Genomic DNA, 14,504 nt, shown 5'->3' with positions numbered 1-14,504 from the left:
CCGGGGTGGCCCCTTATGTCCCCCCCCCGCCCGGCGAGCGGCGACGGCGGCTCGGGGGCCTCCGACGCGGGCGGCCGGCCGCCGGGTCCCCCCACGCCCGCCCGCGCCCCCTCGGGGGGCACCGAACGGAGTGAGCGTGGGGGCCTCATCGATGCCTTATCCGCGGATTGATCACGCCATAGAGCAGGTCGACGACCAGGTTGACGGCGATGATGATCGTCGCCGTCATCAGGATGCCGCCCTGCACCGCCGGGTAGTCGCGGCGGTGGATCGCCTCGACCAGCCACTTGCCGATGCCGGGCCAGGCGAAGATCGTCTCGGTCAGGATGGCGCCGGCGAGAAGCGTCCCGACCTGCAGGCCGATCGTCGTCACCACCGGGATCAGGGCGTTGCGCAGGGCGTGGATGGCGATGACGCGAAAGCGGCCGGCGCCCTTGGCCCGGGCCGTGCGCACGTAGTCCTCGCGCAGCACCTCGAGCATCGACGAGCGCGTCATGCGCGCGATGACGGCGAGCGGGATGGTGCCGAGGGCGATTGCCGGCAGCACGAGGTGCGACAGGGCACTGCGGAACGCGCCCTTGTCGCCGGCGAGCAGCGAGTCGACGAGCATGAAGCCGGTCACCGGCGCGATGTCGTAGCGGATGGCGATGCGGCCGGACACCGGCGTCCAGCCGAGCGTCACCGAGAAGGTGAGGATGAGCAGCAGGCCCCACCAGAAGATCGGCATCGAGTAGCCGGTCAGCGATGCGCCCATCACCGAGTAGTCCCAGACCGTGTTGCGCTTGACCGCGGCGACGATGCCGGCCGGGATGCCGATCACCAGGGCCAGCAGCATCGCCACCGCCGAGAGCTCGACCGTGGCCGGAAAGCGCGCCATGAACTCGGCAAAGACCGGTTCGTGCGTGATCGTCGAGATGCCGAGGTCGCCGTGCAGGGCGCGCCAGACGTAGTCGCCGTACTGCACCGGCAGAGGCCGGTCGAGGCCGAACTCGTGCAGCAGGCGCCGGTAGCGCTCCTCGGTCATGCCGCGCTCGCCCGAGAGCGCCTCGACCGGATCGCCCGGGATCAGGCGGATCAGGGCGAAGACGAAGAGCGTGATGCCGAGGAAGGTCGGGACGACCAGGCCGGCCCGCTTCAGGATGAACGAGAGCAAGGCGCCGCCCGCGCGCCGGTCACTGCGCCGGCATGTCCACCTTGTGGAAGAAGTGGTGCGCGGTGGCGTCCATCTTGTAGCCCTGCACTTCCTTCCGGACCGCGTCGAAGCGGACCGAGTGCGCGATCGGGATCCACGGCGCCTCTTCCTTCACCACCTCCTGCGCGCGCCCGTAGAAGCCCGCTCGGTCGTTCTGCCGCGTCGCCAGCTTGGCGTTCTGGATCAGCCTCTCGAAGCCCTCGTGGCACCAGCGCGCGACGTTGCCGCCGCCCTTGACCGCCGAGCAGCCGAGCAGCGGCACGAAGAAGTTGTCCGGATCGCCGTTGTCGCCCGACCAGCCGAACATCATCGCGTGCTGCTCGCCGGCCTTGCTGCGCTTCCTGTACTCGCCCCACTCGTAGGTGATGAGCTTGGTGCGGACGCCGACCTTTGCCCAGTCGGCCTGGATCAGCTCGGCCATGCGCTTGCCGTCGGGGTTGTAGGGCCGCGTCACCGGCAGGTACCAGAGCTCGACGTCGACGCCGTTCGGATAGCCGGCCTCGGCCAGCAGCGCCCTGGCCTTGGCCGGGTCGTACGGATAGTCCTGAATCCGGTCGTTGTGCGACCAGAGCGTCGGCGGGATCGGGTTCTTGGCCACCTGCCCGGCGCCCTGGAACACGGCGTCCAGGATGGCGCGCTTGTTGACGGCCATGTTCAGCGCCTGGCGCACCTGCTTCGAGTCGAACGGCTTCTTCTCGACGTTGAAGGCGATGTAGCCGACGTTGAGTCCCTGCTGCGAGACGACATTGATGTTCGGGTCGGCCTTCATCAGCGCGACGTCGGCCGGCTTCGGGAACGCCATCGCGTGGCACTCACCCGTCTTCAGCTTGGCGTAGCGCACCGACGCATCGGTCGTGATGGCGTAGACCAGGTTGTCGATCTTCGGCCGGCCGCTCCAGTGCGCATCGAACGCCTTGTAGCGGATCACCGCGTCCTTCTGGTAGGACACGAACTGGAACGGGCCGGTGCCGATCGGCTCGCGATCGATCACCTCGGGCGTGCCCGCCGCCATCATCTTGTCGGCGTACTCGGCCGAATGGATCGAGGCGAAGTCCATCGCCAGGTTGGCCATGAACGGCGCTTCCGGCTTCTTCAGGATGAAGCGCACCGTCATCGGGTCGAGCTTCTCGACCTTCTCGACGATGTTCTTCAGGTCCATGTCCTCGAAGTAGGCGTAGGTCTGCCCCGGCGTCACCTTGTGGAAGGGGTGGCCCGGGTCGGCCATCCGGTTGTACGAGAACAGCACGTCGTCGGCGTTGAAGTCGCGCGTCGGCGTGAAGCGGGCGCTCGAATGGAACTTGACGCCCGGGCGCAGCCTGAAGGTGTAGCTCAGGCCGTCCGGCGTCGCGGTCCAGCTCTGCGCCAGGCCCGGAACGAGGTTGGTGGTGCCGAGATCGAACTCGACCAGGCGATTGAACATCGGCACCGACGAGGCGTCCAGCGTGGTCCCGGTGGTGAAGAACTGCGGGTTGAAGCCTTCGGGGCTGCCCTCGGAGCAGTAGACGAGGGTCTTGGCGGCGAAAGCGCCGCCGCTGGCGCCGGCGGCCAGCGCGATCGCAGCGATCACGGCGACGCTTCGAACGGTGCGGAGAGTCATGGGTCGTTCCGATCGGTTGAGGCGCGGCAGCGGGTTCGGGGCGGCATCCCCGGCGCGCGGCAGGAGGCGATGATAGGTCTCGTGCTGCTGCGACCTGGCCGGCCTGGCTGTCTGGATCGAGCGCGTGTGCCGCGCAATCCGGGCGGTGGGTGGCCGCTAGGGCGAGCGCCTCGACCCCCTGAACGCGGGGCGGCGGGCCATCTGCCCGGTCCTTTCCACCGGCGCGTTCCTAGAATGGCGAGTCGCAGCACGGGGGAGCCCCTCATGAGCCGTTTCCTGAATCTCGCCCGCGCACGCGTCGGCCCCTGGAGCCGCCATGCCGGCGCTCTCGTTGCGCTCTGCATGGCCCAGGGGACGGCAACCGCCAACCTCCTTGTCAACGGGTCGTTCGAGGCCCCGGTGGTCACACCGGGCTTCTATCAGAACTTCGGCGCCGGATCGCCGCTGATCACCGGGTGGACGGTCGTTGGTGTCGACTCGGCGGTGGTCTCCGGCACCTTCGTGCAGAACGGCATCACCTTCAATGCGGCTGCGGGCTCGCAGTGGCTCGACCTCGCCGGTGTCTCGTCGAATTCCATGCTGAGCGGCGTGACGCAGACGGTCGCGACGGTCGCTGGCGCGCCCTACACGCTCTCGTTCTACGTCGGCGGCACGAGCGACAACTCGATCTTCTTTCCCGCCACGATCGACCTCTCGATCGACGGCAGCGCGCGCACCAGTTTCGCCAACGCGGCAGCGCCGCGGAACTCCGTCAACTGGCAGCTCTTCACGGTAGACCTCGTCGCCGCGGGCGCGACGACCACGCTGACGTTGCTCAACGGCAGCGGACCCGGCAATTTCTTCAACGGCCTGGACGACGTATCGCTCACCGCTGTCGCCGTCACGACGCCTGTGCCGGAGCCGGCCGAGTGGGCCTTGATCGCCGGTGGCCTGGCCTTCATCGCCGCCCGTCGCCGCCGTGCTCGCGGCCCTGATCAGTTGCGCGACAGGGCGCTGTAGCACGCCCGCAAACGCGTGGGCAGCACCGACTGGTCGGGCACTGCGCAGGCCGCTCGACCGGTCAGCCGGCAGGGTGCAGGAGCGCCAGCCAGAGCGGCGCCGTGACGACGAAGGCGACGGTCGAGAAGACGATGGCCGCGCTCGCTTCGGCCTGCAGCGTCCGATAGCGCTCTGCGAACAGGAGCGGATTGCTGCCGACCGGCAGGGACGCCATCATCACCACCACCGCGAGCTTGACGCCGCCGAGGCCGAAGCCCCAGCGTGCCGCGGCGAAGACCAGTGCCGGCTGCACCAGCAGCTTCAGCACCGAAACCACCACGGCACCGCGAACCGCGCCGCGCACGCCGTAGGTCGCGAGCGAGATGCCGATCAGCACGAGGCAGAGCGGCACGACCGCCTGGCCCAGCGTCACGAGCAGCTCGTCGACCACCGTCGGCAAAGGCAGCCCGCTCGCATTCCAGGCCAGGCCGGCCAGCACCGGCAGCACGACCGGGTGGACGACCGTGTTGCGGGCGGTCGAGCCGAGCATGCGCAGCAGGTGCGAGCGCGACCCGGCCCGCCTGCGCTCGCCGGCGAGATCGAGCTCGACGAGCGTCGTCGCGACGCTGAGCAGCACCAGCGCGTGCAGGCTCACCAGCGTGAGGTGCAGGGCCAGCCCGCTCTCGCCGAACAGCGCAGCGGCCAGGGGGATGCCGATCTGCACGGCATTGCCGAACGAAGCGGAAAACGCGCGGACGGCGGGCTCGGCCGGCAGCGACGCGCCGGCGTGGCCGCTGCGGCGCAGACGCGCCGCCCGCCAACGCTCCGCGGCATAGACCCCGGCGACCAGCGCCAGCGCCGGCAGGAAGAAGGCGAGAAGGAGGCGCAGGTCGAGCTGGTCGAAGTCGGCCCGCGCCGAGGTCCGGAAGAGCAAGGCCGGCACGAAGATGCAGAAGGCGGCGCTGGCGAGCGTACGGCCCGGGTCGCCGCTGCCGAGCCAGCGCAGCCGGGCCGCCAGCCAACCGACGACGACGATCAGGAAGATGACGACGAGCTTGGCGAAGACCAGCGACGACATGGGGGGCAGTATCGGCGACAGAATCGGCCGGATCCCGTCCGCATCCATGACCCCTCGAACCGTTCCCACCACACCGTTCGCCGGCCAGCGACCGGGCACCTCGGGCCTGCGCAAGAAGGTGGCCGTGTTCCAGCAGCCGCACTACCTCGAGAACTTCGTGCAGTCGATCTTCGACTCGCTCGAGGGCTTCCAGGGCCAGACGCTGGTGCTCGGCGGCGACGGGCGCTTCCTCAACGAGGCGGCGATCCAGCTGATCCTGCGCATGGCGGCGGCCAACGGCTTCGGCCGCGTCCTCGTCGGCCGGGGCGGGATCCTGTCGACGCCCGCGGCGAGCTGCGTGATCCGCGAGCGCGCTGCCTTCGGCGGCATCATCCTGTCGGCGAGCCACAACCCGGGCGGCCCGGACGGCGACTTCGGCATCAAGTACAACGCCGGCAACGGCGGCCCGGCGCCGGAGCGGATGACCGAGGCGGTCTGGACCCGGAGCGAGTCGATCGCGCGCTACCTCACGCTCGATGCCGACCCCATCGAACTGTCGCGGCTGGGCTCGTCGCGGCTGGCGGCCATGACCGTCGAGGTCATCGATCCGGTCGCCGATCACGCGGACCTGCTCGCCGGCCTGTTCGACTTCCAGGCCATCGGCGCCCTGCTGCGCGACGGTCGCTTCCGCATGCGCTTCGACGCCATGAACGCCGTCACCGGGCCGTACGCGCAGGAGGTTTTCGTGAACCGGCTGGGCGCGCCGGCCGACAGCGTCATGCGCGGCCGGCCCCTGCCCGACTTCGGCGGCGACCACCCGGACCCGAACCCCACCTACGCGGCGGCGCTGATCACGACGATGTCGGGCACCGATGGGCCCGATTTCGGCGCCGCCAGCGACGGCGACGGCGACCGCAACATGATCGTCGGCCGCGACTTCATCGTCACGCCCAGCGACAGCCTTGCCGTCATCGCCGCCAACGCACACCTCGTCCCGGGCTACGCCAGCGGCCTGAAGGGCATCGCCCGCTCGATGCCGACCAGCCGCGCCGCCGACCGCGTCGCGGCGGCGCTCGGCATCGCCTGCCACGAGACGCCGACCGGCTGGAAGTTCTTCGGCAACCTGCTCGACGCCGGCATGGCCACGCTCTGCGGCGAGGAAAGCTCGGGCACCGGCTCGGACCACGTACGCGAGAAGGACGGCCTCTGGGCGGTCCTGTTCTGGCTCAACATCCTCGCTGTCCGCGGCGAGTCGGTCGAGGCCATCGTGCGCGACCACTGGCGCCGCTTCGGCCGCGACGTCTACTCGCGGCACGACTACGAAGGCATCGACGCCGACGCCGCGAACGCGTTGATGGCCGAACTGCGCGGCTCGCTCGCGGCCCTGCCGGGTTGCCCCTTCGCGGCTGCGGACGGGCGCACGGCGGTCGTCCGCAGCGCCGACGACTTCGCCTACACCGACCCGGTAGACGGTTCGGTGACGACGCGCCAGGGCATGCGCATCGCCTTCGACGACGACTCGCGCATCGTCTTTCGCCTCTCCGGCACCGGCACCGAAGGCGCGACCCTGCGCGTTTACTACGAACGCTTCGAGGTCGATGCCGCGCGGCACGACATGCCGGCACAGGAAGCCCTGGCCCCGCTCGTCGCCCGGGCCGAGGCGATCGCCGGCATCCGGGCCCGGACCGGCCGCAGCGAGCCGAGCGTCGTCACGTAGAGCCGGGCGGCACCGTCGGCGGGCGAACCGCGAGCACGTCGGCCGCCGCAGCTTCGTAGGCCGCCGCCAGGCGCAGGAGGTCGCGGTCGCCGCGCGGCGGGCCGATCAGCTGCAGCCCCATCGGCAGCCCGCGCGCGTCGAAGCCGGCCGGGACGCTGACGCAGGGCAGGCCGGCGAGGGTGGCGATCACGACCACCTCCATCCAGCGGTGGTAGGTGTCCATGGCCCGCCCCGCGATCTCCTTCGGCCAGCGCCACTCGGCCGGGAACGGCCAGACCTGCGCCGTCGGCAGTGCCAGCACCTCGACACGCTCGAACAGGCCGAGCAGGTGCTCGTAGAACACGGTTCGCTCGCAACTGGCGGCCATCACGTCGGTTGCCGTGAGGTGAGCGCCCCGGTCGTGCTCCCAGAGCGCCTCCGGTTTCATGAGGCTGCGATTCGCCGGGTCGCGCAGAAAGGGCGAGAGCCGGGCCTTGACGAGCCAGGCGCGCCAGACCAGCCACGTCTCCCAGACGCGCTCGGGCGCGAAGCCCAGGCGCAGCGGCTGGACCGCGCACCCGAGCCCTTCGAGCCGGGCCAGGCCGGCCCGGCTGATGTCGAGGATCCCCGGCTCCATCGCCAGGTGGCCGTCGAGGTCGCCCAGCCAGCCGATGCGGATGCCCGCGGTGGCGAGACCGCCGAGTCCCTCGGCGAACGGCGCCTCCCGCGCCAGCGAGAGCGGCGCGCGCTGGTCCCAACCGGCCTGCACGTCGAGCAGCAGGGCGAGGTCGAGGACCGTGCGCGCCATCGGCCCTTCGGTGCTGAGCTGCGCCACCCAGGCGTCCGCGGCCGGCCACGCCGGCACCCGGCCCTGGCTCGGGCGGAAGCCGAAGACGTTGTTCCAGCCGGCCGGGTTGCGCAGGCTGCCCATGAAGTCACCGCCGTCGGCGACCGGCAGCATCCGCGTCGCCAGCGCCACCGCCGCGCCGCCGCTGCTGCCGCCGGCCGATCGCGCCGGGTCGTAGGCGTTGCGGGTCAGGCCGAAGACCTCGTTGAAGGTGTGCGAGCCAAGGCCGAACTCGGGCGTGTTGGTCTTGCCGATGACGATGCAGCCGGCCGCTTTCATCCGCTGCACCATGAGGCCGTCGACGGCCGGAACGTTGTCGCGCAGCAGCGGCGAGCCCATCGTGGTCCGCAGGCCGGCGGTCGCGGCGATGTCCTTGATCGCCTGCGGCAAGCCGAACAGGAACGGCACCGGGGCTGCGCCGGCGCCGCGCCGGTTCAGCTCCCGATCGCAGTGCTCCGCGTCGCGCAGGCAATCGCCTTCATCGCGCAGGCTGACGATGGCGTTGTGGTGCGGGTTGACCGCGCCGATCCGGGCCAGGAACGCGGCCATGACTTCGCGGCAGGACACGTCGCGAGATGCGATGGCGGCCGCGAGTTCGTGGGCGGCGAGGTCGGTGAGGCTCATTTCGAGGCGCGCAGGTGGGCGTGCGCCCGATCGTAGGGCCGACGACCGTTCGTCCAGTTCGCACCGTGACCGCGGGAGTGCGGCCGCACCCGGGAACGGCGACGATGCGCTTCGTCCAGAAATCAGGGAGGTTCCATGCACGTCCGCAGCCCGCTTCGCCTTCTCGCCGCCGCCCTGGCCTTCGCCGCTGCCGCCGGCGCCCATGCCCAGAACCTCGTCGTCAACGGCGACTTCGAGGCGGGCAACACCGGGTTCTCCTCGGACTACACCTTCTCGCCTTTGTCGAACTCGACCGAAGGCCAGTACACCGTCCGCACGAATCCGTCTCCCTGGAACCCGTTCTTCATCTCGGCCGGTGACCACACGAGCGGCACCGGTCTCATGTACGTCGGCAACGGCAGCCCCGTCGACGGTTCGGTCGTGTGGCAGTCCGGCGCCATCGGCGTGGCCCAGAACACCAACTACTTCTTCGAGGCCTTCGTCATGAACGTGTGCTGCAGCGGCCCGTTTCCTGGCAACACGCCATCGGTGCTCGAGTTCTCGGTCGCCGGTGCCGGCGTCGAATCGCTGGGGACGGCCACGACGAACCTCGCCCTCGCCGGCACCTGGGAGGGCCTCAGCAAGTCGTGGAACTCCGGGTCGAACACCTCGGTGGTGCTCAGCCTGATCAACCGCAACACGGCCAGAAGCGGCAACGATTTCGCCATTGACGACGTGTTCCTCGGCACCACCAGCACCGTGAGCCCGGTGCCGGAGCCCGAGACCTACGCCTTGATGCTGCTCGGCCTGGGCGCCGTCGGCGCGGTCGCCCGTCGGCGCAAGACGGCGCGCTGACTCGGACACGCATCGCCTGCGCTCGAAGAGCCCCGCTGCGGCGGGGCTTTTTCTTTTGCCCTCAGCGCGAGCCGAACATCATCTGCCGCGCGATGTACGACTTCACCGGGCCCAGGCCCTGCAGCGCGGCGAGGCCGAAACCGCGCGCCGCGCCGGCGCCCGGCAAGGTCCAGGTGAAGCTGCGGGCCAGGAAGTCGGTCACGGCGATCATGGCCCAGCGATCGGGGGCGCGTTGCCACTCGAGCCGGCGTAGCACCGCCGGAACGTCGCGGTTGCGGGCGAGCGAGCGGACCAGTTCGAAGGCGTCGCGCATGCCGAGGTTGAGGCCCTGGCCGGCGACCGGGTGCAGGGTCTGCGCGGCGTTGCCGATCCGCACCGTCCGGCCGTTGGTCAGCGTCCGCTCGGCGACGAGGCCGAGCGGGAAGTTCTTCAGCGGCGAGATCGACGCGATGCGCGGCGTCGACGGGTGGAAGAGGGTGTTGAGCACGGCCACGCGCTGCGCGTCGTCGAGCCCCTGCACCGGATCGTCGTCCCGAGCCACGCACCACACGAGGCCGGCCCGGCCGTCGGGCAGCGGCAGCAGCGCCGCCGGCCCGTGCCGCGTGAAGCGCTCGTAGGCCGTGCCGCGGCGCTCGGCAGCCACGAACGTCGCCTGGCCGACCCAGGCCGTCTGCCGGTAGTCGTGGCGCAGCGCCGGGCGATGTCCGGCCACCAGCTCGCCCCGCGCGGCGCCGGCGAAAACGCCGCCTTCGGCGACGACCGCCAGGTCGAAGCACTCGACGATGCCCGCATCGACTTCGACACCGCCGCCGAAGTTCTTCAGTGCCGCGACCGGCGCGCCGAACCGGCTGATCAGGCGCTCCGGCTCGCGCCCGCTCGCTGCCAGCCAGGCCTCCTGCAAGGGTGCAACGACCGCACCGTAGCTGAGCACCGCCCCAAGCATGGAAACGCCTTCCTCGGCGGCGCGGATCGTCAGCTCGGGCTCGCGGAAACGGCCGCCCAGCGCTGTGAGCATGGACGGCGGTTGCTGCGAGACATGCACCTCGAGGATGGGCTGGGCCCGATCGCCGGGCCAGGCACCGATGCGCTCGAGCAGCTGCACGGTGCCTAGCGAGAGGGCCAACGTACGCGGATCGCCGGACACGTCCTTGTCGGCCGGGCGGGCGTCGAACAGCGTGATCGCGGCGTCGGGGAGCGCGTCGGCGGCGTGCAGGGCGAGCGCCAGCCCCACCGGTCCGGCACCGACGACCGCGAGCCGCAGCGGCGTTGAATCGGTCATGCGCGAGCACTCATCTCGGGGGTCCATTCCAGGGGGGCCGGCGTATTATTCGCCGCACCCGACTATCGGGTATCGCCCGGAGAACCGCTGCCATGGCGCTGATGGATTTCATCAAGAAACAGTTCATCGACATCATCGAGTGGACCGAGGAAGGCGACGGCACGCTGGCCTGGCGCTTCCCCATGGAGGACCGCGAAATCCAGAACGGCGGCTCGCTCACGGTGCGCGAATCGCAGATGGCGATGTTCGTCAACGAGGGCAAGGTCGCCGACGTGTTCGGGCCCGGGCGCTACACCCTGACCACGGCGACGCTCCCGGTCCTGACCTACCTGCAGAACTGGGACAAGCTCTTCCGCAGTCCGTTCAAGAGCGACGTCTACTTCTTCAGCACGCGCCAGCAGATCGACCAGCGCTGGGGCACGAGCCAGCCGGTGACGATCCGCGACAAGGACTTCGGCGCCGTGCGCCTGCGCGCCTTCGGCAACTACAGCTACCGCATCGCCGACCCGCGCCTCTTCTACAACGAGATCTCGGGCACGCGCGAGCGCTACACCGTCGAGGAAGTCGATGGCCAGTTGCGCGGCCTGATGCTGCAGCACATCTCCGACGCGGTGGCCGGCAGCGGCATCCCGTTCCTCGACCTCGCCGCCAACCAGGTCGAGTTCGCCACCGCCCTGCGCGAGGCGACCGCACCCTCGTTCGAGAAGCTCGGCCTCCGCCTCGAGTCGGTGACGATGCAGAACATCTCGCTGCCGGAGGAGCTGCAGAAGATCCTCGACCAGCGGATCGGCATGGGCATGGTCGGCGACACCGCCAAGTTCATGCAGTACCAGACCGCGCAGTCGATCCCGGCGTTCGCCGCGAGCGCGGGCGGCGAGGGCGGCGGCGGCGTCGTCGGCAGCGCGATCGGCCTCGGTGCCGGCGTCGCCCTCGGCCAGACCATGGCCCACCAGCTCAGCCAGGGCCTCAACGCCGCGGCCCCTGGCGCGCCTGCGGCAGCGGCCGCCGCGGCCGGCGTCAAGCCCGAGGACGTGATGGCCACGCTCGAGCGGCTCGCCGACATGAAGACCAAGGGCATCCTGACCCAGGAAGAGTTCGACGCCAAGAAGGTCGAATTGCTGAAGAAGCTCAGCTGAGCACGGAACCCGCTCCGCAACGCGCCTACCGCGCCGCGTGCCCCAACTGCGGCGCGCCGGTCGAATTCCGCTCCGCAGCCTCGCCGTTCGCCATCTGCGGCTTCTGCCGCTCGACCGTCGTGCGAGCCGGCGACCAGCTGCGCAAGATCGGCGAGAGCGCCGAGTTGTTCGACGACCACTCGCCGCTTCAGCTCGGCGTGGCCGGCAGGTTCCAGGGCGCGCCGTTCATGCTGGTCGGTCGGCTGCAGTACCGCTCCGTCGACGGCACCTGGAACGAATGGCACGCGCTGTTCGAGTCCGGCCCCGACGCGCAGAAGTCGGGCTGGCTGTCGGAGGACAACAGCCGCTACGTGGTCGCCTTCGATGCGCCGTTGCAGACCGCCGTGCCTCCCGCCGAGCAGCTGCGCCCCGGCGCGCCGCTGACCGTCAACGGCCAGCGCTGGTCGGTCGCTTCGGTCGTGGCGGCCCGCCTGGCCGCCGCCGAGGGCGAGCTGCCGAAGCGCCCGAACCTCGAACGCGGCTTCGTCGTCGCCGACGTGCGCAGCAGCCGCGGCGAGGTCGGCACCCTCGACTACAGCGACCCGGGCCGCCCGGGCTGGTCGCTGGGGCAATCGGTGGCGCTCTCCGAGCTGGCCCTGACCGGGCTGCGCGCGGGCGCCGAGAAGACGCTCGGCGGGCGCAGCCTGCAGTGCCCGAGCTGCGGCGCAGCGCTGGTCGTCGAGCTGGAGGCGACGCAATCGATCGTCTGCCACCAGTGCCGCTCGGTCGTCGACCTGTCGCAGGGCATCGGCGGTGACCTGGCCCACTACGCGCAGGACAACGGCAGCGAGCCGCAGATCCCCCTCGGCAGCGTCGGCACCCTCGCGCTCGGCGGCACCCCGCGGCCGTGGCAGGTCGTGGGCTACGTCGAGCGCTGCGAGATTCCCGAAGACGACGAGGACGAGCGCACCTTCTGGCGCGAATACCTGCTCTATCACCGCGGCACCGGCTTCGCCTTCATCGTCGACGCCGAGGACGGCTGGAGCTGGACCGCGCCGGTCACCGGCGCGCCCGAGCCGTCCGGCAACGGCGTCAAGTACCGGGACGTCTTCTACAAGAAGCTCTACGACTACACCGGCCAGGTCACCTACGTCCTCGGCGAGTTCTACTGGCAGCTGACGCGCGAGCAGCGAACCGCCAACACCGACTACCAGGGCACCGGCGCCGCCTCGGCCAGGCGGATCAATCGCGAGGAGACGCAGGGCGAAGGCACGCACGAGGTCGTCTGGTCGGCCGGCGAGACGCTCCCCGCCGCCACGGTGGCGCAGGCCTTCCGCATCGCCCCCGACCAGGCCGCCGCCCTGCAGCGCGATGCCGCGCCGACCAGCCTCGGCAAGATCTCGGGCGCCGGCAAGATGATCTTCTGGGGCATCGTCGTCGCCATCGTGCTGGTCATGTTCCGCTGCGGCGACGGCGGCGGCGCGGCCGACTGCAACGACGCCCGCAACACCTTCGGCGAGGCGTCGCAGGAGTACCAGAGCTGCCTCAACAGCCGGCGCAGCGGCGGCGGCTTGCGGTCCGGCGGCGGCGCCTTTGGCGGCTTTTCGACCGGCGGCGGGCACAAGTAGGTCGCCGCACCCCCATCATCTTTTCCAGCAGGAGCAAGCCATGACAGGACTCGAGTTCTTGAAGCCCGCGGTGATCTTCGGATCGGTGCTGTACGCCCTGATCGGCGTCTTCATCTTCTGGATCTGCTTCCTCATCGTCGACAAGGTCACGCCCTACAACCTGTGGGAAGAGATCGTCGAGAAGAAGAACCTGGCCCTGGCGATCGTCGTCGGCTCGATGTGCATCGCCATCGGGCTCATCGTCTCGGCGGCGGTGCACGGCTAGCGCTCCGGCGATGCCGACCGGAGCGCGCGCGCAGACGCCGATCGGCAGTGCCGAGGTGGCGCTGCTCGCGTCGGTGTTCGTCGTCGCGGCCTGCGGGCTGGTGTACGAGCTCGCCGCCGGCACGATCGCGAGCTACCTGCTCGGCGACTCGGTGCTGCAGTTCTCGACCGTCATCGGCGCCTACCTGTTCGCGATGGGCGTGGGCTCGTACCTGTCGCGCTTCCTCGAGCGCCAGCTCGTCGCCCAGTTCCTGCGCATCGAGCTCCTCGTCGGCCTGGTCGGCGGCCTGATGCCGGCGGCGCTCTTCGCACTGCAGTCGCTCGCCCCGTCGTCGTTCCGCTTCGCCCTCTATGCCCTGGTGCTCCTGGTCGGCATCCTGGTGGGGCTCGAGATCCCGCTCGTGATGCGGATCCTCAAGCGCCAGTTCCGCGGCGACGGCGCCGAGCGCGGCGGGCTGAAGACGGTGGTGTCGCAGGTGCTGACCTTCGACTACCTCGGGGCGCTCGCCGTCTCCATCGCCTTTCCGCTGCTGCTCGTGCCGCATCTCGGCCTGATCCGCACCGGCGTCCTCTTCGGCCTGCTGAACGCCGCCGTTGCGGTCTGGGCGCTGTGGCTCTTCCGCGGCGAGATCCGCGCCGGCTTCGCCCATCTCGTCGCCTGCGTGCTCACCGTCGCGGCGCTCCTGGCGGCGCTGGCGGGAGCCGACCGCATCACGACCTGGGCCGAGGACCGCTTCTATGCCGACCGCGTGATCCACAGCGCGACGAGCCGCTACCAGCGCATCGTCGTCACCGCCAGCGACGGCGGCATCCGCCTTTACCTCAACGGCAACCTGCAGTTCCACTCGCGCGACGAATACCGCTACCACGAGGCGCTCGTGCATCCGGCCCTGGCCGCGCACGGCGCGCCGCGGCGCGTCCTCGTGCTCGGCGGCGGCGACGGCCTGGCCGTGCGCGAGGTGCTGCGCTACCCCGGCGTCGAGCGCGTCACGCTGGTCGAGCTGGACCCGGAGATGACGCGGCTCTTCCGCACCGAGCCGCTGCTGCGCCGCCTCAACGCCGACTCGCTGCACTCGCCGAAGGTCGAGATCGTCAACGCCGACGCCTTCGCCTGGCTCGAGGCGAACGAGGCGATGTTCGACGCCATCGTCGTCGACTTCCCCGATCCCACCAACTTCTCGATCGGCAAGCTCTACACGCGCACGTTCTACGAGCTGCTCGAGCGCCGTCTCTCGGCCAGCGGCTACGCGGTCGTGCAGACGACCTCGCCGCTGATCGCGCGCAAGAGCTTCTGGACCGTGGCGACGACGATCGAGGCGGCCGGTCTCACGGCGACCCCGTACCACGCCCACGTGCCGAGCTTCGGCGAGTGGGGCTTCATCGTCGCCGGCCG

The 14,504-nt window shown here is 70.5% G+C and carries 12 protein-coding genes; 7 read left to right on the top strand and 5 right to left on the bottom strand.

Annotated elements, in window-relative coordinates:
• Window positions 1-145 precede the first annotated feature (145 nt).
• Window positions 146-1,153, bottom strand: coding sequence for an ABC transporter permease subunit (locus tag AC30N0_RS07970; protein WP_489517392.1), 1,008 nt, complete (start codon window positions 1,151-1,153; stop codon window positions 146-148).
• A 19-nt stretch (window positions 1,154-1,172) separates the two neighbouring features.
• Window positions 1,173-2,789 (bottom strand): ABC transporter substrate-binding protein, encoded by a 1,617-nt coding sequence (locus AC30N0_RS07965; protein WP_489517391.1) that lies wholly within the window; start codon window positions 2,787-2,789, stop codon window positions 1,173-1,175.
• 264 nt (window positions 2,790-3,053) lie between these two features.
• Here AC30N0_RS07965 and AC30N0_RS07960 point away from each other — a divergent pair, with 264 nt between their 5' ends.
• Window positions 3,054-3,788, top strand: a complete 735-nt coding sequence (locus AC30N0_RS07960; protein WP_489517390.1) for a DUF642 domain-containing protein — start codon at window positions 3,054-3,056, stop codon at window positions 3,786-3,788.
• Between the two features lie 61 nt (window positions 3,789-3,849).
• On the opposite strand, the gene AC30N0_RS07955 is transcribed toward AC30N0_RS07960, so the two are convergent.
• A complete protein-coding gene (locus AC30N0_RS07955) occupies window positions 3,850-4,845 on the bottom strand; it encodes an AEC family transporter (protein ID WP_489517389.1) in 996 nt (331 codons plus the stop codon).
• A gap of 46 nt (window positions 4,846-4,891) precedes the next feature.
• Between AC30N0_RS07955 and AC30N0_RS07950 the strand changes: the two genes are divergently transcribed.
• Entirely contained in the window at window positions 4,892-6,541 is a 1,650-nt protein-coding gene (locus AC30N0_RS07950; protein WP_489517388.1) for an alpha-D-glucose phosphate-specific phosphoglucomutase, read from the top strand.
• Here AC30N0_RS07950 and AC30N0_RS07945 read toward each other — a convergent pair.
• Window positions 6,534-7,991: an amidase gene (locus tag AC30N0_RS07945; protein WP_489517387.1), complete on the bottom strand. Its 1,458-nt coding sequence runs from the start codon at window positions 7,989-7,991 to the stop codon at window positions 6,534-6,536. The genes AC30N0_RS07950 and AC30N0_RS07945 overlap by 8 nt on opposite strands.
• 135 nt (window positions 7,992-8,126) lie before the next feature.
• Here AC30N0_RS07945 and AC30N0_RS07940 point away from each other — a divergent pair, with 135 nt between their 5' ends.
• Window positions 8,127-8,825 carry a PEP-CTERM sorting domain-containing protein gene (locus AC30N0_RS07940; protein ID WP_489517386.1) on the top strand — a complete coding sequence of 233 codons (699 nt, stop codon included), beginning with the start codon at window positions 8,127-8,129 and terminating at the stop codon, window positions 8,823-8,825.
• Window positions 8,826-8,886: 61 nt separating this feature from the next.
• On the opposite strand, the gene AC30N0_RS07935 is transcribed toward AC30N0_RS07940, so the two are convergent.
• The gene (locus AC30N0_RS07935; RefSeq protein WP_489517385.1) at window positions 8,887-10,104 is read right to left on the bottom strand and encodes an FAD-dependent monooxygenase; all 1,218 of its coding nucleotides are present in this window, start codon (window positions 10,102-10,104) and stop codon (window positions 8,887-8,889) included.
• Between the two features lie 92 nt (window positions 10,105-10,196).
• Here AC30N0_RS07935 and AC30N0_RS07930 point away from each other — a divergent pair, with 92 nt between their 5' ends.
• The 4 genes from AC30N0_RS07930 to AC30N0_RS07915 all read left to right on the top strand — a co-directional run.
• Complete coding sequence (locus tag AC30N0_RS07930) at window positions 10,197-11,240, top strand: SPFH domain-containing protein (protein WP_489517384.1); 1,044 nt, start codon at window positions 10,197-10,199, stop codon at window positions 11,238-11,240.
• 119 nt (window positions 11,241-11,359) lie between these two features.
• The gene (locus tag AC30N0_RS07925; RefSeq protein ID WP_489517383.1) at window positions 11,360-12,847 is read left to right on the top strand and encodes a DUF4178 domain-containing protein; all 1,488 of its coding nucleotides are present in this window, start codon (window positions 11,360-11,362) and stop codon (window positions 12,845-12,847) included.
• A gap of 40 nt (window positions 12,848-12,887) precedes the next feature.
• Window positions 12,888-13,112, top strand: a complete 225-nt coding sequence (locus tag AC30N0_RS07920; RefSeq protein WP_489517382.1) for a DUF350 domain-containing protein — start codon at window positions 12,888-12,890, stop codon at window positions 13,110-13,112.
• A gap of 10 nt (window positions 13,113-13,122) precedes the next feature.
• Window positions 13,123-14,504 (top strand): polyamine aminopropyltransferase (locus AC30N0_RS07915; protein ID WP_489517381.1); only part of this gene is annotated, 1,382 nt, incomplete at its 3' end.

Source organism: Rhizobacter sp. (assembly GCF_031412495.1).
In the GTDB taxonomy this organism is placed as follows: Bacteria; Pseudomonadota; Gammaproteobacteria; order Burkholderiales; family Burkholderiaceae_C; genus Schlegelella_A.
The sequence above is the reverse complement of the archived record's forward strand: the minus strand, read 5'-3'. Positions and strand labels throughout refer to the sequence as shown.

Bases quoted from the DNA above. Each gene is read 5' to 3' on its own strand.
- AC30N0_RS07965 (WP_489517391.1), bottom strand. From the start codon at position 2,789: ATGACTCTCCGCACCGTTCGAAGCGTCGCCGTGATCGCTGCGATCGCG.
- AC30N0_RS07960 (WP_489517390.1), top strand. From the start codon at position 3,054: ATGAGCCGTTTCCTGAATCTCGCCCGCGCACGCGTCGGCCCCTGGAGC.
- AC30N0_RS07955 (WP_489517389.1), bottom strand. From the start codon at position 4,845: ATGTCGTCGCTGGTCTTCGCCAAGCTCGTCGTCATCTTCCTGATCGTC.
- AC30N0_RS07950 (WP_489517388.1), top strand. From the start codon at position 4,892: ATGACCCCTCGAACCGTTCCCACCACACCGTTCGCCGGCCAGCGACCG.
- AC30N0_RS07945 (WP_489517387.1), bottom strand. From the start codon at position 7,991: ATGAGCCTCACCGACCTCGCCGCCCACGAACTCGCGGCCGCCATCGCA.
- AC30N0_RS07940 (WP_489517386.1), top strand. From the start codon at position 8,127: ATGCACGTCCGCAGCCCGCTTCGCCTTCTCGCCGCCGCCCTGGCCTTC.
- AC30N0_RS07935 (WP_489517385.1), bottom strand. From the start codon at position 10,104: ATGACCGATTCAACGCCGCTGCGGCTCGCGGTCGTCGGTGCCGGACCG.
- AC30N0_RS07930 (WP_489517384.1), top strand. From the start codon at position 10,197: ATGGCGCTGATGGATTTCATCAAGAAACAGTTCATCGACATCATCGAG.
- AC30N0_RS07920 (WP_489517382.1), top strand. From the start codon at position 12,888: ATGACAGGACTCGAGTTCTTGAAGCCCGCGGTGATCTTCGGATCGGTG.